The sequence below is a fragment of the Streptomyces sp. SID1328 genome (assembly GCF_009865595.1).
Classification (GTDB): Bacteria; Actinomycetota; Actinomycetes; order Streptomycetales; family Streptomycetaceae; genus Streptomyces; species Streptomyces griseoluteus.
In genome coordinates, this window is record NZ_WWKH01000556.1 from 1 (window position 1) to 18,493 (window position 18,493).

16 protein-coding genes are annotated in these 18,493 nt (G+C 72.9%); 9 read left to right on the plus strand and 7 right to left on the minus strand.

The annotated features are described in order from the left end of the window. Nucleotides 1-1,274: DUF4157 domain-containing protein (locus tag GT030_RS17425; RefSeq protein WP_161201885.1), on the plus strand; the 1,274-nt coding region annotated here is incomplete at its 5' end. Nucleotides 1,275-1,310: 36 nt separating this feature from the next. Here the strand turns inward: GT030_RS17425 and GT030_RS17430 are convergent. Continuing rightward, entirely contained in the window at nucleotides 1,311-2,546 is a 1,236-nt protein-coding gene (locus tag GT030_RS17430) for a cytochrome P450 (protein ID WP_161201886.1), read from the minus strand. A 69-nt stretch (nucleotides 2,547-2,615) separates the two neighbouring features. Continuing rightward, nucleotides 2,616-3,317 carry an SDR family NAD(P)-dependent oxidoreductase gene (locus GT030_RS17435; RefSeq protein WP_161201887.1) on the minus strand — a complete coding sequence of 234 codons (702 nt, stop codon included), beginning with the start codon at nucleotides 3,315-3,317 and terminating at the stop codon, nucleotides 2,616-2,618. A 102-nt stretch (nucleotides 3,318-3,419) separates the two neighbouring features. Here GT030_RS17435 and GT030_RS17440 point away from each other — a divergent pair, with 102 nt between their 5' ends. Beyond that, entirely contained in the window at nucleotides 3,420-4,259 is an 840-nt protein-coding gene (locus GT030_RS17440; RefSeq protein ID WP_161201888.1) for a helix-turn-helix transcriptional regulator, read from the plus strand. Nucleotides 4,260-4,317: 58 nt separating this feature from the next. On the opposite strand, the gene GT030_RS17445 is transcribed toward GT030_RS17440, so the two are convergent. The 5 genes from GT030_RS17445 to GT030_RS17465 form a co-directional block, all read right to left on the minus strand. Beyond that, nucleotides 4,318-4,794 carry an NUDIX domain-containing protein gene (locus tag GT030_RS17445; protein WP_346009666.1) on the minus strand — a complete coding sequence of 159 codons (477 nt, stop codon included), beginning with the start codon at nucleotides 4,792-4,794 and terminating at the stop codon, nucleotides 4,318-4,320. Between the two features lie 32 nt (nucleotides 4,795-4,826). Then, nucleotides 4,827-5,759: a DUF4232 domain-containing protein gene (locus GT030_RS17450; protein WP_346009667.1), complete on the minus strand. Its 933-nt coding sequence runs from the start codon at nucleotides 5,757-5,759 to the stop codon at nucleotides 4,827-4,829. A gap of 94 nt (nucleotides 5,760-5,853) precedes the next feature. Beyond that, complete coding sequence (meaB, locus tag GT030_RS17455) at nucleotides 5,854-6,849, minus strand: methylmalonyl Co-A mutase-associated GTPase MeaB (protein ID WP_161201890.1); 996 nt, start codon at nucleotides 6,847-6,849, stop codon at nucleotides 5,854-5,856. A gap of 7 nt (nucleotides 6,850-6,856) precedes the next feature. Then, entirely contained in the window at nucleotides 6,857-9,031 is a 2,175-nt protein-coding gene (gene scpA / locus GT030_RS17460; RefSeq protein ID WP_161201891.1) for a methylmalonyl-CoA mutase, read from the minus strand. Further along, on the minus strand, nucleotides 9,031-10,836 hold the full coding sequence (locus GT030_RS17465; RefSeq protein ID WP_161201892.1) for a methylmalonyl-CoA mutase family protein: 1,806 nt from the start codon (nucleotides 10,834-10,836) through the stop codon (nucleotides 9,031-9,033). Before GT030_RS17465 ends, scpA begins: the two co-directional genes overlap by 1 nt. A 239-nt stretch (nucleotides 10,837-11,075) precedes the next feature. Here GT030_RS17465 and GT030_RS17470 point away from each other — a divergent pair, with 239 nt between their 5' ends. The 7 genes from GT030_RS17470 to GT030_RS17500 all read left to right on the plus strand — a co-directional run. After that, complete coding sequence (locus tag GT030_RS17470; RefSeq protein WP_130337162.1) at nucleotides 11,076-11,459, plus strand: cell division protein SepF; 384 nt, start codon at nucleotides 11,076-11,078, stop codon at nucleotides 11,457-11,459. A gap of 148 nt (nucleotides 11,460-11,607) precedes the next feature. Next, on the plus strand, nucleotides 11,608-12,774 hold the full coding sequence (locus tag GT030_RS17475; protein ID WP_161201893.1) for an ATP-binding protein: 1,167 nt from the start codon (nucleotides 11,608-11,610) through the stop codon (nucleotides 12,772-12,774). Next, the gene (locus GT030_RS17480) at nucleotides 12,771-13,115 is read left to right on the plus strand and encodes a nucleotide pyrophosphohydrolase (protein ID WP_161201894.1); all 345 of its coding nucleotides are present in this window, start codon (nucleotides 12,771-12,773) and stop codon (nucleotides 13,113-13,115) included. The genes GT030_RS17475 and GT030_RS17480 overlap by 4 nt, the downstream gene beginning before the upstream one ends. Before the next feature lie 175 nt (nucleotides 13,116-13,290). Next, nucleotides 13,291-13,761: a DUF6099 family protein gene (locus GT030_RS17485; protein WP_202460205.1), complete on the plus strand. Its 471-nt coding sequence runs from the start codon at nucleotides 13,291-13,293 to the stop codon at nucleotides 13,759-13,761. Nucleotides 13,762-13,869: 108 nt separating this feature from the next. Then, entirely contained in the window at nucleotides 13,870-14,793 is a 924-nt protein-coding gene (locus GT030_RS17490) for an LLM class F420-dependent oxidoreductase (protein ID WP_161201895.1), read from the plus strand. Nucleotides 14,794-14,892: 99 nt separating this feature from the next. After that, nucleotides 14,893-16,368 carry a 3' terminal RNA ribose 2'-O-methyltransferase Hen1 gene (locus GT030_RS17495; RefSeq protein WP_161201896.1) on the plus strand — a complete coding sequence of 492 codons (1,476 nt, stop codon included), beginning with the start codon at nucleotides 14,893-14,895 and terminating at the stop codon, nucleotides 16,366-16,368. Beyond that, nucleotides 16,365-18,493: polynucleotide kinase-phosphatase (locus GT030_RS17500; RefSeq protein WP_161201897.1), on the plus strand; the 2,129-nt coding region annotated here is incomplete at its 3' end. The genes GT030_RS17495 and GT030_RS17500, both read left to right, overlap by 4 nt.

Below are 18,493 nucleotides of genomic sequence, written 5' to 3' on the forward strand. Positions count from 1 at the left end.
CGCACCGGCACGGCCTCGGCTGCGGCCACGCCGAGGACGCGCAGCCGGTGCAGCGTTCCGCCGTGCACGCCGTCCTGCGCAGCGGCGGGCGGCCGCTCGACGAGCGGAGCCGCACGGACATGGAGGCCCGTTTCGGCGCCGACTTCTCCGACGTGCGTGTGCACACCGACGCCGCGGCCCGGGCCTCCGCAGCCCAGCTCGGCGCGGCGGCGTACACCTCGGGCAGTCATATCGTCGCCGGCCCCTCCGGCATCGACTCGCACACCCTGGCCCATGAGTTGACCCACGTCCTCCAGCAGCGCTCGGGTCCGGTGGCCGGGACCGACCGGGGGGACGGGCTGCGGGTCAGCGACCCCTCGGACCGCTTCGAGCGGGAGGCGGAGACCACCGCTCGGCGCGTGATGAGTGGCCCCGCGAAGGCATCCGCCCCGGAAGCGGCCTCCCCCGCCGCAGGCCCCTCGGCGGGCGGGGGTGACGTGCAGCGGATGCACCACCCTGGCAAGATCGACGGCGAGGTGGCGCGGCTCGTCGCTCAGGCGGAGCCGAGCATCGACGCCTACATCGCCGGCTACGCCCAGTGGCAGACGGACCGATTGAACTTCAAGTGGGTGGCGAACAACGACGAGGTCAACGATGCCTACGAGGTGATCGAGGCGCAGGTCGGCGACCCCCAGGGGCGCACCAGGACGGACCTGTTGCAGGCACTGGACGGCACCATCCGCGCCGATCTGACCACTACCGCCTCGGAGACGGTCGCCAGCACCAGGGCGGCGGCAGCCATCGCCAAGTACAAGCTGATCCTCGGCCGCACCACCGACACCACCCAGTGGTCCGAGTACCAGAAGAACAAGGCTCAGGCACCCGGCGAACTCCCTCTGGACGCCCGGATGGGCCGTCGGCTGAACACCACCAAGTGGTCCGTCCCGGTCAACTACGCCTTCATGGACGGCGGTATCGAGGAGCGCGCTGTCTTCAAGATCGTCACCAGTCTGGGGCCGCGGATCGAGAGCATGCTCACCTCCGGGCAGCTCACCTCGGCCAACTTCTGGACGGCGATCGAGCAGTTGGGGGACAGCGCCCTCTGGGACACCACGAAGGCCCCGGAGGACGGCGGGCCGCAGGCGATGCTGGGCCACGAGATCCTCCAGCTCATCGAGTCGGGCTACCGTTTCTACGACCGGGCCAGCGCCTTCGCCCAAGGCAGCCGACTGGTCGCGGTCCACCCCGACAAGCAGTCGGCCGACCCGAGCGACAAGCAGATCCCGCTCACCTGACCGCCCGCGGGGGCGGAGGGCAGAGTGCCCGAAGGCTCACCCCCTGCCCCGCCCCAGCCGCACCGGCACCTCCCTGTGCCCATTGCTGATCAGCGACGGCACCGGCCGCAACTCGGCCACCGGGACCGCGAGTTCCAGCTCCGGGAACCGTTCGAACAACTCCCGCAACACCGTCCCCACCTCCAGCCTGGCCAGCGGAGCGCCCAGGCAGAAGTGGATGCCGTGGCCGAAGGCCAAGTGGTCCTTCACCGGGCGGGTGGCGTCGAAGGTGTCGGCGGATTCGCCGTGCCAGGACGGGTGGCGGTTGGCGGCCGCGTAGGAGGCGAGGATCGGGGCGCCCTTGGGGATGAGCCGGCCGTCCGGGAGGGGGATGTCGCGGACCGCGTAGCGGAGCGGGAGGTGTTTCACCGCGGGCTCGTGGCGAAGGGTCTCCTCCACCACGTCGGCCCAGCTCGCACGGCCCTCGCGGACGTGGGCGAGCTGGGCCGGGTCGGTCAGGAGGGTGGTGATCGCCTGGTCGATGACGTTCACCGTCGTCTCGTAGCCCGCGCTGATCACCAGGAGAAGGGTGTCGCGCAGCTCCTCGTGGCTCAGCGCGTCGCCGGCGCCCTCCTCGTCCCGAGCCATGATGAGGGCGGAGGTCAGGTCGTCGGCCGGGGTCACCCGCTTCGCCTCGATCAGCGCGTCCAGCCACTTGTGCAGCGCCCTCGTGTTCTGGGTCGCCTGCTCCACGGTGAGCGTCGTGTCGAAGACGCCGTCCACGGCCGCGCGGAACTCCGGCGTGTGCACCTCCGGTACGCCCATCAGCCTACTGATCACCCTGATGGGCAGGGGGTACGCCAGGTGTTCGCGCAGGTCGGTCACCTCGTCCCCCGGGCGCTCGGCCAGGGCGTCCAGCAGGTCCGCCACGATCGACTCGATCACCGGCTGGAGCGCCGCGATCCGGCGGGCGCTGAACGCCGGGGCGACCATGCGGCGCAACCTGCGGTGATCGCCGCCGTACGCCGTGAACATGTTGGTCACCGCCACCCAGAGCGCCAACGGCCACGTCGGAGCCGTCTCGGCGAAGGCCGGCCAGTGGGCGCGGGGGTCCTTCGAGACGTCCGGGCTGGTCAGAAGGGATTTCAGCAGGGCCGGGTCGCTCACCGACCAGGCTGTGACCCCGAGGATGTCCACCCGCGTGGCCGGCCCTCGGGCGTGCAGCGCCCGGTGTTCGGCGTGGTGATCGGCGCCTGTGGGATCGAGGAACAGGGGTGGCGGCTGCTCGGGCACGGGGGCTCCTCGGCGAGAGGGACGACGTGTTCAACGGTAGGAGTGGCACTCCCGGTTGACCAGGCCGCCTCACCAGGGCAGCACCCCCGCCCCCTCCTGGAACGTCCCGCTCGCCTCCTTCTCGCACGCCAGCCGCACGATCACCTCCGCCCCCTCCGCCACACTCTGCGTCCCCGTGTGGTGGTTGAGGTCCGTCGCCGTGAAGCCGGGGTCCGCCGCGTTGATGCGCAGATTCGGGAACGCCTTCGCGTACTGCACGGTCAGCATGTTCAAGGCGGCCTTGGAGGCGGGGTAGGAGAGGTCGGGGTAGAAGTGCTCCGGGGCGGACGGGTCGGCGAGGGCGCGGGTGAGGGCCAGGCCGCTGCTGACGTTGACCACGACCGGGGCGGGGGAGCGGAGGAGGAGGGGGAGGAAGGCCTGCAGGACGCGGACCGGGCCGAAGACGTTCGTCTCGAAGACCTCCCGGACGTCGTCCGCCGTGACCGCCGCCGGGTCGACGAAGCCGCCGTCCGGGCGGCGCGGCTCGATGCCCGCGTTGTTGACCAGGACGTCCAGGCCGCCCGCCGCCTCCAGCGTGCGGGCCGCCGCGAGCACGGACGCGTCGTCGGTCACGTCGAGCTGGACGAACGCCGCGCCCAGCTCCTCCGCCGCCCGCCTGCCCCGCCCCTCGTCGCGGGCGCCGATGTACACGGTGTGGCCCTCGGCCAGCAGGCGGCGGGCGGTCTCGAAGCCGAGGCCCTTGTTCGCTCCGGTGATCAGTGTGTTCGTCATGGTTCCAGCCTCCGCCGGACGCACGCCGGCAGCCAGAGGACCGGTTTTCCTGGGACTGGCGGTACCAGGCGGCCGTACGCCCCGCGCGGCACACTGGACCGTATGGCGAGCGCGGAACTCGGGACGGCGATCCACCGCTGGCGGGACAGGCTCCCGCCCGGCGAGGCGGGGCTGCCCCTGGGCGGCCGCAGGCGGGCATCCGGGCTGCGGCGGGAGGAGCTGGCCCAGCTCGCCGGGATCTCCGTCGACTATGTGACCCGGCTGGAGCAGGGCCGCGCCACCAACCCCTCCTCCCAGGTCGTGGAGGCGCTCACCCGGGCGCTGCGCCTGTCGGCGGCCGAGCGGGACCACCTGTACCGGCTCGCCGGACTCGCCCCGCCCGCCCCGACGAGTGTGCCCACCTTCATCCCGCCCAGCGTGCACCGGCTGCTGGACCGCCTCGGCAGCACCCCGGTCGCCGTCTACGACGCCACCTGGACCCTGCTCACCGCCAACCCGTCCTACGCGGCCCTCATGGGCGACTCCACCCGCTGGAAGGGGCACCAGCTCAACGGTGTCTGGCGGCACTTCGCCGGACCCGGCTCCGGCGTACGGCACACCCCCGAGTCACTGGCCGCCTTCGAGTCCGCTCTCGTCGCCGACCTCCGCGCGGCCGCCGGACGGTACCCCCACGACCGCGCCCTCGCCGGGCTGATCGCCGAACTGCGCGCCCACAGCACCCGGTTCGCCGAGCTGTGGGACAGCGGCACCGTCGGCGTCCACGAGGCGGCGCGCAAGACCATCGACCACCCGGTGGCCGGCCCGCTGACCCTCGACTGCGACATCCTCTCCGTCGCGGGCAGCGATCTGCGGGTCATGGTCTACACCGCCGAACCCGGCACCGAGGACGCCGAACGTCTCGCTCTGCTCATGGTGTGGGGGACCCGGGAGGTGGCCGTCTGAAGCCCGGGTGACACCCTGTCCGGCAATGCCCGTCTGCCGCGCGACGCCATGCACCGCTCTAGGAGCCCGCCACCGGATACCGGTGCACCGGCGGCAGCCCCGTCAGCAGACCCGGCCACACCGTGTCGATGACATGCGCGCTCGGCGTGAACAGCGGCCGCGGCAGCACCGCCGGATCGTGCCACTCCCAGCGGTCGACCAACTCCGGCTCACGCACGCTCGGTTCACCCTTGAACGCGCTCACCCGCACCGCGGCCGTCACACGCGGGATGCCGTGCACGGAGTCCATCAGCAGCGCCAGCAGCCGCGCGTCCTCCGCATCGGCCCGCAGCCCCGTCTCCTCGGCCAACTCCCGTACGGCGGCCTCCGCGAAGCCCTCCCCGGCGTCGTTCTTGCCACCCGGCAGCTCCCACACCCCGCGCTTCTTCGACCAGCCCAGCAGTACCCGGCCCGCCGCGTCGGTCACGGCGACCCCGGCACCGGTGAGCGCGTGCGGCGAGGGCCGTCCCTTGTCGGCGTAGGCGATGTCCTGCACCACTTCCCCTTCCGATGGGGCGGAAGCGCCCCTCACTCCTGCTTCCGCCATGCCTGGACCCCCAGTCTGCCTGTCGTCCCGAGGTCCAGTTCCGGCGTCACCGTCACCGGCGCGGCGCCCGCCCTGGCGCGGACGCGGAGGTAGGGGGCGTTCACCGCGCCGCCGACCGCCTCCACCGTGTTGCGCCAGACGACGCCGGACAGGGCGCGCTCGCCGGGCCGCAGAGTCAGGGGGCGGGCCACGTCGGGCGGGCCGCCGAGCTGGGCGACCTCGGCGGAGGGCAGTATCTTCACCCCCTCGACGCGCTCGTGCTCGGCGTCGATGATCTCCAACTCCGGGCGCCCGTAGACCGCGTACGGCTCCTTGCCGCAGTTCTCCAGGTGCAGGCCCACCACGCGCAGCCCCATCGCCGCGTCCCCCTCGTCGGCGTACACCCGCACCCCGGACGCGGGGCACGGACCGCCGGGAGCCGGGGCCTCGGCGCTCGGGATGCTGCGCACGGACAGGAGCGACACGCTGGTGCCGCCCGCGGTGTCCCCGTAGCTCCGGCTCATCGCCACCCGGCCGCGCACGGACTTGCCCGGTCCGACCGGGCCCACGACCCGGCTCGCCCCGGTGTACCCTCTGGCGTCGAAGACGACCGTGTACGTCATGTCGTGCGCGGCCGGGTTGGTCACCTCGAACTCCGCCGTCAGGGAACTCGCCCGGCAGACGCCCTCCTGGTCGATCGCACCGGCGTACAGCCGGGTGATCCGTACCCCGTCCCGGGCGGTCCCCGTGCCGGACGGCACCGGGGTGGGCGTGCCCGGCGGGCGCGGGGCGTCGGCGGTGGCCGTGGGACGGGCGCGAGGGACCTCGCCGTAGGGCGGGGCCTTCGACGGACACAGGGCCTCCGCGCGCACCCCGCCGGCGCCCGCGCCGGGCTCGGCGGTGCCGCACCCGGCGAGGGCCAGAAAGGCGAGCACTCCCACACCTGCGAATGATCTGCGCATCCGGTGAGTCGATCAGGAGCGGCCCCCACCGGCTGTGATGGAAGCCACTCCTCCGGTCACAGGGCTGTCACAGCGCCCCGCCCCGCTTCTCGAACGTCCGCAGAATCCGGTCCGCCGCCAGGGTCGCGGTCAACGACCCTTCCCTGACCTCCCGTTCGAGGTCCGGTGCGAGTCTCCTGACCTCGGGGTCGGCGTGCAGCCGGCCGAGCAGCTCGTCGCGCACCATCGCCCAGGTCCAGCGCACCTGCTGATCACGTCTCTTGGCGGTCAAGCGGCCCGTGGAGTCCAGCAGGGTGCGGTGCTGCTCCAGCCGCTCCCACACCGTGTCCAGACCGCTCGTCTCGCGGGCACTGCAGTGCAGCACGGGCGGCGTCCAGAACGCGTCCTTGCCATGCATCAGCCGTAGCGCGCCCGCGAGTTCACGGGCCGCGGCCCGCGCGTCCTTCTCGTGCGGGCCGTCCGCCTTGTTGACGGCGATCACGTCGGCCAGCTCCAGCACGCCCTTCTTGATGCCCTGGAGCTGGTCGCCGGTGCGGGCCAGGGTGAGAAGCAGGAAGGAGTCCACCATGTCGGCGACCGCCGTCTCCGACTGGCCGACGCCGACCGTCTCCACCAGGATCACGTCGTACCCGGCCGCCTCCATCACCACCATGGACTCGCGGGTCGCCTTCGCCACCCCGCCCAGCGTGCCCGCGCTGGGGGAGGGGCGGACGAACGCGTGCGGGTCCACCGCGAGGCGCTCCATCCGGGTCTTGTCGCCCAGGATGGAACCGCCGGTACGCGTCGAGGACGGGTCCACGGCGAGCACGGCCACCTGGTGACCCTGCTCGGTCAGCATGGTGCCGAACGCGTCGATGAACGTGGACTTGCCGACGCCCGGCACCCCGCTCACCCCGATCCGCCGCGCCCGTCCGCTGTGCGGCAGCAGCTCGGTCAGCAACTCCTGCGCCAGCGCGCGGTGCTGGGGGCGGGTGGACTCGACCAGGGTGATCGCGCGGGCCACCAGGGCGCGCTTCCCCTCCAGCACGCCCTTCACATAGGTGTCGAGATCGATCGCGGCCATGCCGGGCTCAGAGATCGTGGCCGAGGTCGGCGGCGAGCCGCTGCACCAGGTCGTGCGCCGCGTCCGGGATGACGGTGCCGGGCGGGAACACCGCCGTGGCGCCCATCTCCAGCAGCGTCGGCACGTCCTGCGGCGGGATCACCCCGCCCACCACGACCATGATGTCCTCGCGCCCCTCCTCGGCCAGCTTCTCGCGCAGCGCCGGGACCAGCGTGAGGTGCCCGGCGGCCAGCGAGGACACCCCGACCACGTGCACGTCCGCCTCGACGGCCTGCCGGGCGACCTCCTCCGGCGTCTGGAACAGCGGGCCGACGTCGACGTCGAAGCCCAGGTCGGCGAAGGCGGTGGCGATCACCTTCTGGCCCCGGTCGTGCCCGTCCTGGCCCATCTTGGCGACCAGGATGCGCGGCCGGCGCCCCTCGGCCTCCTCGAAGGCGTCCACCAGGGCGCGGGTGCGGTCCACCGACGGGGACTCGCCTGCTTCGTTGCGGTACACCCCGGAGATGGTACGGATCTGGCTCGCGTGCCGGCCGTACACCTTCTCCAGCGCGTCCGAGATCTCGCCCACCGTCGCCTTGGCGCGGGCCGCGTTCACCGCCAGCTCCAGCAGGTTGCCCTCGCCGTCCGCCGCGCGGGTCAGCGCGTCCAGCGCGTCCCGGCACGCCGTGTCGTCCCGCTCCGCGCGCAGCCGCCGCAGCTTCTCGATCTGCTGGGCGCGGACCGAGGAGTTGTCGACCTTGAGGACCTCGATCTGCTCGTCGGTGTCCACGCGGTACTTGTTGACGCCGATCACCGGCTGCCGCCCGGAGTCGATACGGGCCTGGGTGCGCGCCGCCGCCTCCTCCACCCGGAGCTTCGGGATGCCCGCGTCGATGGCCTGCGCCATGCCGCCCGCCGCCTCGACCTCCTGGATGTGCTGCCAGGCCTTGCGCGCCAGGTCGTACGTCAGCCGCTCCACGTACGCGCTGCCGCCCCACGGGTCGATGACCCGCGTGGTGCCCGACTCCTGCTGGATCAGCAACTGGGTGTTGCGGGCGATGCGCGCCGAGAAGTCGGTGGGCAAGGCCAGTGCCTCGTCGAGGGCGTTGGTGTGCAGCGACTGGGTGTGGCCCTGGGTCGCGGCCATCGCCTCCACGCAGGTGCGCGTGACGTTGTTGAACACGTCCTGCGCGGTCAGGGACCAGCCCGAGGTCTGCGAATGGGTGCGCAGCGAAAGGGACTTGGCGTTCTGCGGGTCGAACTGCTTGACCAGCTTGGCCCAGAGCAGCCGGGCGGCCCTGAGTTTGGCGACCTCCATGAAGAAGTTCATGCCGATCGCCCAGAAGAACGACAGCCGGGGCGCGAACGCGTCCACGTCCAGCCCCGCCTCCCGGCCCGCCCGGATGTACTCCACGCCGTCCGCGAGGGTGTAGGCCAGCTCCAGGTCGGCCGTCGCGCCCGCCTCCTGGATGTGGTAGCCCGAGATGGAGATCGAGTTGTAGCGCGGCATCCGCTGCGAGGTGTACGCGAAGATGTCGGAGATGATCCGCATCGACGGCTTCGGCGGATAGATGTAGGTGTTGCGGACCATGAACTCCTTGAGGATGTCGTTCTGAATGGTCCCGGCCAGCTTCTCGGGCGGTACGCCCTGTTCCTCCGCCGCCACGATGTAGAGCGCCAGCACCGGCAGCACGGCGCCGTTCATCGTCATCGACACGGTCATCCTGTCCAGCGGGATGCCGTCGAAGAGCTGCCGCATGTCGAGGATCGAGTCGATGGCCACGCCCGCCATGCCGACGTCGCCCATCACCCGCGGGTGGTCACTGTCGTAACCCCGGTGCGTGGGCAGGTCGAAGGCGACCGACAGGCCCTTCTGGCCGGCGGCCAGGTTGCGCCGGTAGAACGCGTTGGACTCCTCGGCCGTGGAGAAGCCCGCGTACTGCCGGATCGTCCAGGGCTGGTTGACGTACATCGTCGGGTACGGCCCGCGCAGATACGGTGCCATGCCCGGGTACGTGTCCAGGAAGTCCAGGCCCTCCAGGTCACGGCCGGTGTACAGCCCCTTGACCTCGATGCCCTCGGGCGTCTCCCACAGCGGCTCACCGCCCCCGGTGTCCCGCTTGACGGCGGCACGCCACTCCTCGGCGCCGACGTCGACGGCGGGGGTGCCCAGCTCGATGCCGGAGAAGTCGGGGATTCCCATCAGGACACTCCCATGCGGTCGAGAGTCGCGGTCAGGACGGCGACCGCGTCGCAGCCCGCGAAGACGTACTGGTCGACGCCCGCGTACGCGGCGGGGCGGCCTGCCAGGTGGATCTGCCGGGCGCCCGCCGTGCGCAGGGCCTCGGCGGCCTCTTGGGCCTCCTCGGCGTAGCGGGCGTCGCTGGAGCAGAGGACCGCCTCGGTGGCGCCGCTCTCCTCGAAGTTCCCGCCGGTGACCGGCTCGATGCCGCCCGCCTGGAAGAGGTTGGCGGCGAAGGAGGCGCGGGCGGTGTGCTCGGCGGCCGGGCCGAGCGTGGCGAGGAAGATCCGGGGGCGGGCGCCGGTCGCGGCCAGATGGGCGTCGGAGCGCGCGCGCAGCGCCTCGTACGCCTCGTCCCGGCGCACGCGCGGCAGACCGCCGGACGGGAGCTCGGGGGCGGGCTCGCGGTGCACCGGCTTCTCGTCCAGGAAGGGGAACTCGCTGACGCCGGTGATGGGTTCGCGCCGCTTGGCGAGCTTCGCGGACCGCTCCGCCCAGGTGCGCGCGAGGTCGTCTTGGAGCCGGCCCGAGCGCAACACGGCCGCCTGGCCGCCGTCCTGCTCGATGGACCGGAAGAACTCCCAGGCCGCGTGCGCCAGTTCGTCGGTCAGCCGCTCCACGTACCAGGAACCGCCCGCCGGGTCGACGACCCGCGCGAGGTGCGACTCCTCGACCAGGATGGTGGAGGTGTTGCGGGCGATGCGGCGGGCGAACGCGTCGGGCAGGCCCAGCGCGTGGTCGAACGGCAGCACCGTCACGGAGTCGGCGCCGCCCACCCCGGCGGCCAGCGTAGCGACCGTCGTGCGCAGCATGTTCACCCACGGGTCGCGCCGGGACATCATCACCGGCGAGGTCACCGCGTGCTGTACCTGCGCGCCCGCGCCCGGCGCCCCGCACACCTCGGCGACCCGCGCCCAGAGACGGCGCGCGGCGCGGAGTTTGGCGATGGTGAGGAACTGGTCGGCGGTCGCCGCGTAACGGAACTCGACCTGGGCGGCGGCCTGTTCGGCGCTCAGCCCGGCCTCGGTCAGCTCCCGCATATACGCCACGGCGGTGGCCAGGGAGGCACCCAGTTCCTGCGCGGCCGAGCCGCCCGCCTCGTGGTAGGGCAGCGCGTCCACGGTCAGCGTGCGCAGCCCCGGATACCCGGCGGCACGGGCCGCGAGCGCGGCGACGGGGGCGAAGTCCAGCGGGGTGCCGGTGCGGGCCTCGTACCCCAGCGGGTCGGCGCCCAGGCTGCCGCGCACGTCCTCGGGGGCGACGCCCCGCTCCTCGTACAGCTTCAGCAGCACGTCCGCGGCCGCCTCGGTGTCGGCGCCCGCGTCCAGGGCCACCGGGGCGAGGTCCAGGTAGACGCCGTCGAGCGCCCGGCCGAGGTCCGCGACGGGGATGCCGCCCTCGCCGAGCACCAGCCAGAGGGAGGTGACGCCGTTCTCCAGGTCGGCCAGCACCGAGCCGTCCAGGAGCGCCGCGTGCCGCTGCCGTACGTCCCAGCCTCCCGGGGTGTTGCCCACCGGGCGGCCGCCGCGGGTGAACGGCGCGAAGCCGGGCAGGCCGGGGTCGGGCGCGGCGTCGCGCGGGGTGTACAGGGGCCGGGTGCGCAGCCCGTCCTCCAGCGTCGTGGACAGGGCGTCCTCGACTGCCGCGCCGGAGACTTCCTTGCCGGACTTGCGCAGGACACCCTCGACCAGGCGTTGCCACTGCTCATGCGTCGCGTCAGGGAACTCGGCGGCCAGTGAGAGCCCGTCGTCAGGCAGGACCGTCATGCTCGGATGTTAGGACAGGGTGCTCAGGTGACAGCAGAACGACGGCCTGTGACGTTCCCCTCGTTGCGGTTGTGATCCGAGCCTCCTGAGGGGCCTGTCGGCGCCGTGTGCACGGCAGACGGGCCGGACGCCGGATCAGGGATGTGTCGCACAGTGTGTCGTTGTTGGGCCGAACGGGTGACTTGGCGTAAGAATTGGCTGGTGCAGGCATCGAAAGCGAGTCAGGTCAGGGGGAGCCGGTGAGCCGTTACGACGTCACCGATGAACAGTGGGAAGGGCTCGCCCAGGTCGTGCCGCTGCGAGGCCGGGACGCATGGCCGTCCGCGGTCAGCCACCGGACGCTTCCCGACGCGGACACCGAGACGCGCCGCCGGTTCGTCGTCCTGCGGGTCAACATCTTCGCGGACGCCCGCGACGTCGCCGAGACCCTGATGGCGGGGGTGCCGGTGCTGCTGGACCTGTCCGGCGCGGAGGGCGATGTCGCCAAGCGGGTGCTGGACTTCAGTACCGGCGTGGTGTTCGGGCTGGCCAGCGGGATGCACCGGGTGGACCGCAATGTCTTCCTGCTCACCCCGCCGGGGACCGAGGTCAGCGGGCTGATGGGCATGGAGGCGTCGGGCTGAGGGCCGCGTTCCGGGCGGTGCCGCTCGTAGGTTCTTAGGACGGTTCGGCCGAGCGGGTGGCGTGCCGGGGGCCGGGGCGGTCGCCCGATCGTAGGAAGGTCCGCGGAGAAAACGGTTCGCCCCCCGAGGGCGGTCCTACGGTCCGCACATGTCGGTCACCTCCCTCCCCACACCCCCTCCGGCCCCGTTCCCCGACGGGTACGACGTGCGCGCCCGGATCACCGAGCTGCGGCTGTCCGCGTTCGCCGGGCACCGCCGGGCCGCGTTCCCGCTGGGCGCCGTCACCCTGTTCGCCGGGCCCAGCGGCTCCGGCAAGTCCACCGCGCTGGCCGCCTACGAGGCGCTCGCGCGACTGGGCGGCGGGGCCGCGCTGGCGGAGGTGTTCCCCGATCCGTCGGCCTGGGTGCCGGACCGGGCCCGGCCGGACGCCGAGGGGCGGCGCGGGTTCCGGATCGGCTGCACGGCCGACGGAGCCGGGGGCCCGGTGCAGCTGGACGTGGCCGTGCAGGCCGAGCCCCGGCTGCGCGTGGTGGGCGAGCGGCTCAGCGCGGGCGGGGTGGTCCTGCTGGAGACCGCGCTGCGCGATCCCGGACGCCGTACGGTGCAGGCCGCCTGGCACACCGCGGGCGCCGCACCGGTCACCCGCGCGCCGCTCCCGGACGACGTGCTGGGCACGACGCTGCTGCCGCTGCGGGTGGCCGGGAAGACGGACGGACAGCGCCGGGTGCTGGCCGCCGCCGAGCAGATGGTCGTCGCGCTGCGCTCGGTCTTTTCCTGCGACCCCGCGCCGGCCCGCATGCGCGTCCCGGTGCCGGCCGGCTCGGGCCGGCTGCTGCCGGGCTGCGACAACCTGGCCGACGTGCTGAGCCGTACCCGTACCGAATGCGGGCGCAGACACGCCCAGTTGGTCGATGTGGTGCGCGCCGGGTGCGCGGGCCCGGTGACCGACCTGGCCGCCGAGCGGCTGCGGGACGGCACGGTACGGGCGCTGCTCGACCGGGGCGACGGCCACCGCACCGAGCTGTCCCGGCTGGGCGACGGCGAGCTGCGGTACGTCGCGCTGGCCCTGGTCCTGCTGACCGGGCCGGGGGTGCTGGAGGTGGACGCGCCGGGGGAGGTGCCGGACGCACTGCGCACCCTCACGGTGCTGGCCGACGGCTTCGACCGCTGTCTCGACCCCGGCCAGCGGACCCGACTCCTCGCCACGGCGGCCCGGATGGGCGAGCGGGGACACATCCGCTGCGTGGGCGCGATCAGCGATCCGGGCTGGGCCGCGGGGACACCGGGCGTCACGGTGGTACACCTGAGGCCGTGACCGAGCACCCCGATCTGGCCGGACTCCAGCGCAGGCTCACCGAGTTCGCCGCAGCCCGCAACTGGCAGCCCTACCACACCCCCAAGAACCTGGCCTCCGCCCTCAGCGTGGAGGCGGCCGAACTGGTCGAGATCTTCCAGTGGCTGACCCCGGACGAGTCCGCCGCCGTGATGTCCGACCCGTCCACCGCGCACCAGGTGACGGACGAGGTCGCGGACGTCCTCGCGTACCTCCTCCAGTTCTGCGAGGCCCTGGGCATCGACCCCTTGGCCGCCCTCGCGGCCAAGATCGAGCGGAACGAGGGGCGGTTCCCGGTGCCGGGAGCGGAGGACGCCACCTGACCGATCGTCCGGACGCGCGTACTCCGCTATCACTCTACGGAGTCAACTTCCCTGCCGATTCCGAATTGTTGTCCACAGATTTCCGGCTTCCTCTGGCTTTTCGCACCAACTGGCGTCACTCTGGGTAGTGAAGACATGTGTGCGGTCGAACGGACGGACGGGGACGGGGCGGCGGATGGACGCGTTACGGCTCATCGAGGTCGGCAGAGAGGCGTTGGTGGCGGGTGCCGACGCGGCGGGAACTCTGCGGGAGGTGTGGCAGGCGCAGGCTCTGTCACAGGCGATCGGCAGCAGGCTGGCGGTATCCGGGCCGCCGGAGCTGCGGGGGGAGGCGCTGGGCCTGATGGAGCTGGCGGGGCGGGGGTGCGGGGTGCTGGACCCGCCCGAGCTGGACACCGGCGATCTGCTCGCCGCCCGGCTCACCGACCTGGCCGACGCCCGCCGGACCCTGCTGGCCCTGTGCGGGCTGCTCGGTGAGGTCGGCATGGCCCTGGTCGCCATAGCCAGCGGGGCCTCCGACGAGGCGGTGTACTGGCAGTGCATGGAGGCCATCGACGCGGCGGACGAGTCCCGCGACCGGGTGCTGGAGATGCTCCGCAAGCTGGCGGCAAGGGAGGAGCTGCTGCCGGAGGGGGAGCGGGGGTGAGCGGTGCGGGGCCGGGGCGAGGCTCGCGCAGTGTTGCCGGGGGCTTCGGCCAGGTCCGTCATGGTGCCGATGCGGCTCGGCGGGCCGATGGCGGGCAGGATGGAGGTCATGGACCTTCGTATCTTCACCGAGCCCCAGCAGGGGGCCACCTACGACACCTTGCTCACCGTGGCGAAGGCCACCGAGGACCTCGGGTTCGACGCCTTCTTCCGCTCGGACCACTATCTGCGCATGGGCAGTGCCAGCGGCCTGCCCGGACCGACCGACGCCTGGATCACGCTCGCCGGACTCGCCCGTGAGACCAGCCGCATCCGGCTCGGCACCCTGATGACCGCCGGTACGTTCCGGCTGCCCGGCGTGCTCGCCATCCAGGTCGCGCAGGTCGACCAGATGTCCGGCGGCCGGGTCGAACTCGGCCTCGGCGCGGGCTGGTTCGAGGAGGAGCACAAGGCGTACGGCATCCCCTTCCCGAAGGAGAAATTCGCCCGCCTGGAGGAGCAGCTCGAGGTCGTCACCGGTCTGTGGGCCACCGAGGCCGGCAAGACCTACGACTTCCACGGCACCTACTACGACCTCACCGAGTCCCCCGCGCTCCCCAAGCCCACCCAGCCCAAGATCCCGGTGCTCATCGGCGGCCACGGAGCCAAGCGCACCCCGCGCCTCGCGGCCCGCTACGCCGACGAGTTCAACATCCCCTTCGCGTCCCTGGAGGACACCGAGCGCCAGTTCGGCCGGGTCCGTGCCGCCGTCGAGGAGGCCGGCCGCGCGCCCGGCTCGCTCGTCTACTCCAACGCCCTGGTCGCCTGCGTGGGCCGGGACGACGCCGAGGTGGCCCGCCGCGCCGCCGTCATCGGCCGCGAGGTCGACGAGCTGAAGGCCAACGGCCTGGCCGGCACCCCGGCCGAGGTGGTCGAGAAGATCGGCCGGTACCAGGAGGCCGGTTCCCAGCGCGTCTACCTCCAGATGCTCGACCTCGACGACCTGGACCAGCTCGAGCTGATCTCCGCCGAGGTCATGCCCCAGCTCTCCTGACCCCCCCCCGCCGCCGGAGGCCCGCCGACCAGGAAGAGGCGGGCCCCGGCTCCGGAAAACCTGTGGTCAACGCACCCCGCGAACGCGAGACTCGGACATGTGTTCCTGACGATCTCCACGCGCGGCACCGCTGCCACCCCCGCCACCGACCTCGGGTTCCTGCTGCACAAGAACCCGGGCAACGCACAGACGTTCAGCACGTCCCACGGGACCGCGCACGTCTTCTACCCCGAGGCGGAGGTCGAGCGCTGCACGGCCGCGCTGCTGCTGGAGGTCGATCCCATCGCGCTGGTCCGGCGCGGCAGGGGCAAGGGCCGGGGCGGCGCCCCCGACGCGGCCCTCGGCCAGTACGTCAACGACCGCCCGTACGCGGCCTCCTCACTCCTCGCCGTCGCGCTCAGCGCCGTCTTCTCCACCGCCCTGCGCGGGGTGTGCAAGGCGCGCCCGGAGCGCGCCGCCGCCCCGCTGCCGCTGCGCATCGAGGCGCCCGCCGTCGCCGCGAAGGGCGGCCCGGACCTGGTGTGCGCCCTGTTCGCCCCGCTGGGCTGGGACGTCACCGCCGAACCGGTCGCGCTGGACCCGGAGTTCCCCGACTGGGGCGACTCCCGCTACGTCCGCCTGGTGCTGGAGTCGGAGCGGCTCACCCTCGCCGAGGCGCTGCGCCACCTCTACGTCCTGCTCCCGGTGCTGGACGACGCCAAGCACTACTGGGTCTCTCCGGACGAGGTGGACAAGCTGCTGCGCGCGGGTGAGGGCTGGCTGCCCGGCCACCCCGAGCACCGGCTGATCACCAACCGCTACCTCTCCCGCCGCTGGTCGCTGACCCGGCAGGCGATGGAGCGGCTGGAGCTGGTGCGCCTGGCCGAGACCGACGACAGCGAGGTCGAGGACATCGACAACGCCGTCGGGGCGGAGACCGAGGCCGAGCCCCGGCCCACCCCGCTCGCGGTCCAGCGCCGGGAGGCCATCCTCGCCGGGCTGCGCGAGACGGGCGCCGCCCGCGTGCTCGACCTCGGCTGCGGTGAGGGCCACCTCGTACGGGAGCTGCTGCGGGACACCCGGTTCACCGAGATCACCGCCGTCGACGTGTCCGCGCGCGCCCTCGCCATCGCCGCCCGCCGCCTCAAGCTGGACCGCATGGGCGAGTGGCAGGCGTCGCGCGTGCGGTTGCTCCAGGGCTCGCTCACCTACACCGACAAGCGGCTCACCGGCTACGACGCGGCCGTGCTCAGCGAGGTGATCGAGCACCTGGACCTGCCCCGGCTGCCCGCACTGGAGTACGCCGTGTTCGGCGCGGCCCGCCCGCGCACCGTCCTCGTGACCACGCCGAACGTCGAGTACAACGTCCGCTGGGAGACCCTGCCCGCCGGGCACGTCCGGCACGGCGACCACCGCTTCGAGTGGACCCGCGCGGAGTTCGCCGCCTGGGCGGCCGCCGTCGCCGAACGGTACGGCTACACCGTCGAGTTCCGCCCGGTCGGCCCCGACGACCCCGAGGTCGGGCCGCCCACCCAGATGGCCCTCTTCCACCACGACACCACCGAGCAGGACAAGAAGGAGGCGAAGGCCGCATGAGCGGGACCACCACGGGACGGGCGCTGCCCGTCACCGACCTCTCTCTCGTCGTCCTCGTCGGCGCCACCGGTTCCGGCAAGTCGACCTTCGCCCGCAAGCACTTCGCGCCCACCGAGGTGATCTCCTCCGACTTCTGCCGGGGCCTGGTCGCCGACGACGAGAACGACCAGAGCGCGACCGGCGACGCCTTCGACGTCCTGCACTACATCGCGGGCAAGCGGCTCGCGGCGGGCCGCCGTACGGTCGTCGACGCCACCAGCGTCCAGCCGGACGCCCGGCGGCAGCTGATCGAGCTGGCCAGGAAGTACGACGTGCTGCCCATCGCCATCGTGCTGGACGTGCCCGAGGAGGTGTGCGCCGAGCGCAACGCGGCCCGCCCCGACCGCGCGGGCATGCCCCGCCGGGTCATCCAGCGGCACACCCGTGAACTCCGCCGCTCGCTCAGGCACTTGGAGCGCGAGGGCTTCCGCAAGGTACATGTGCTGCGCGGGGTCGCCGAGGTCGAGGGCGCCACGATCGTCACCGAGAAGCGGTACAACGACCTCACCCACCTCACCGGCCCCTTCGACATCATCGGCGACATCCATGGCTGCTCCGCCGAACTTGAGTCGCTGCTCGCCAAGTTGGGCTACCACGACGGAGTCCACGCCGAGGGCCGTACCGCCGTGTTCGTCGGTGACCTGGTCGACCGGGGTCCCGACAGCCCCGCCGTGCTGCGGCGCGTGATGGGCATGGTCGCGGCAGGGACCGCGCTGTGTGTGCCGGGCAACCACGAGAACAAGTTCGGCCGCTACCTCAAGGGCCGTACCGTCCAGCACACCCACGGCCTCGCCGAGACCGTGGCCCAGATGGAGGGCGAGAGCGAGGAGTTCAGGGACGAGGTGCGCCGCTTCGTCGACGGCCTGGTCAGCCACTACGTCCTCGACGGCGGCCGGCTCGTGGTCTGCCACGCCGGCCTGCCGGAGAAGTACCACGGCCGCACCTCCGGCCGGGTCCGCTCGCACGCCCTGTACGGCGAGACCACCGGCGAGACCGACGAGTTCGGGCTGCCCGTGCGCTACCCCTGGGCCGAGGACTACCGGGGCCGCGCGGCTGTGGTGTACGGCCACACCCCGGTGCCGGAGGCCACCTGGCTCAACAACACGATCTGCCTCGACACCGGCGCCGTCTTCGGCGGCAAGCTGACCGCGCTGCGCTGGCCGGAGCGCGAGATCGTGGACGTCCCCGCCGAGCGGACCTGGTACGAGCCGGTCCGGCCGCTGCGCGTCGACGCGCCCGGCGGCCAGGACGGACGGCCGCTGGACCTGGCCGACGTCACCGGCCGGGGCGGGGTCGAGACGCGGTACCTGGGCCGGGTCGCGGTGCGCGAGGAGAACGCGGCCGCAGCCCTTGAGGTGATGAGCCGCTTCGCCGTGGACCCCCGCCTGCTGCCGTACCTCCCGCCCACCATGGCGCCGACGCCCACCTCCCGGGAGGAGGGGTACCTGGAGCACCCGGCCGAGGCGTTCGCGCAGTACGCGCGGGACGGGGTCGGGCGGGTCGTGTGCGAGGAGAAGCACATGGGCTCGCGTGCCGTGGCGCTCGTCTGCCGGGACGCGGCGACCGCCGCCAAGCGGTTCGGCGTGGGGGAGGGGCCCACGGGCGCGCTCTACACCCGTACCGGGCGGCCGTTCTTCGACGACGGCGCGGTGACCGAGGAGATCCTTCAGCGGCTCCGCGTGGCGGTCACCGAGGCGGACCTGTGGGAGCGGCTCGACACCGACTGGCTGCTGCTGGACGCCGAGCTGATGCCGTGGTCGCTGAAGTCCCAGGGCCTGCTGCGCCGCCAGTACGCCGCCGTGGGCGCCGCCTCCGGCGCCGTGTTCCCGCCCGCGCTCGCCGCGCTGGAGGCGGCCGGGGACCGGGGTGCCGACGTGTCCGCGCTGCTGGCCCGGCAGCGCGAACGGGCCGCCGACGCGGCCGCGTTCACCGACGCCTACCGCCGCTACTGCTGGACCACCGACGGCCTCGACGGCGTCCGCCTCGCCCCCTTCCAGGTGCTGGCGGTACGCGGCCGCAGTCTCGCCGCGCTCCCGCACGACGAGCAACTCGCCCTGCTGGACCGGCTGGTGGAGCACGACGGCTC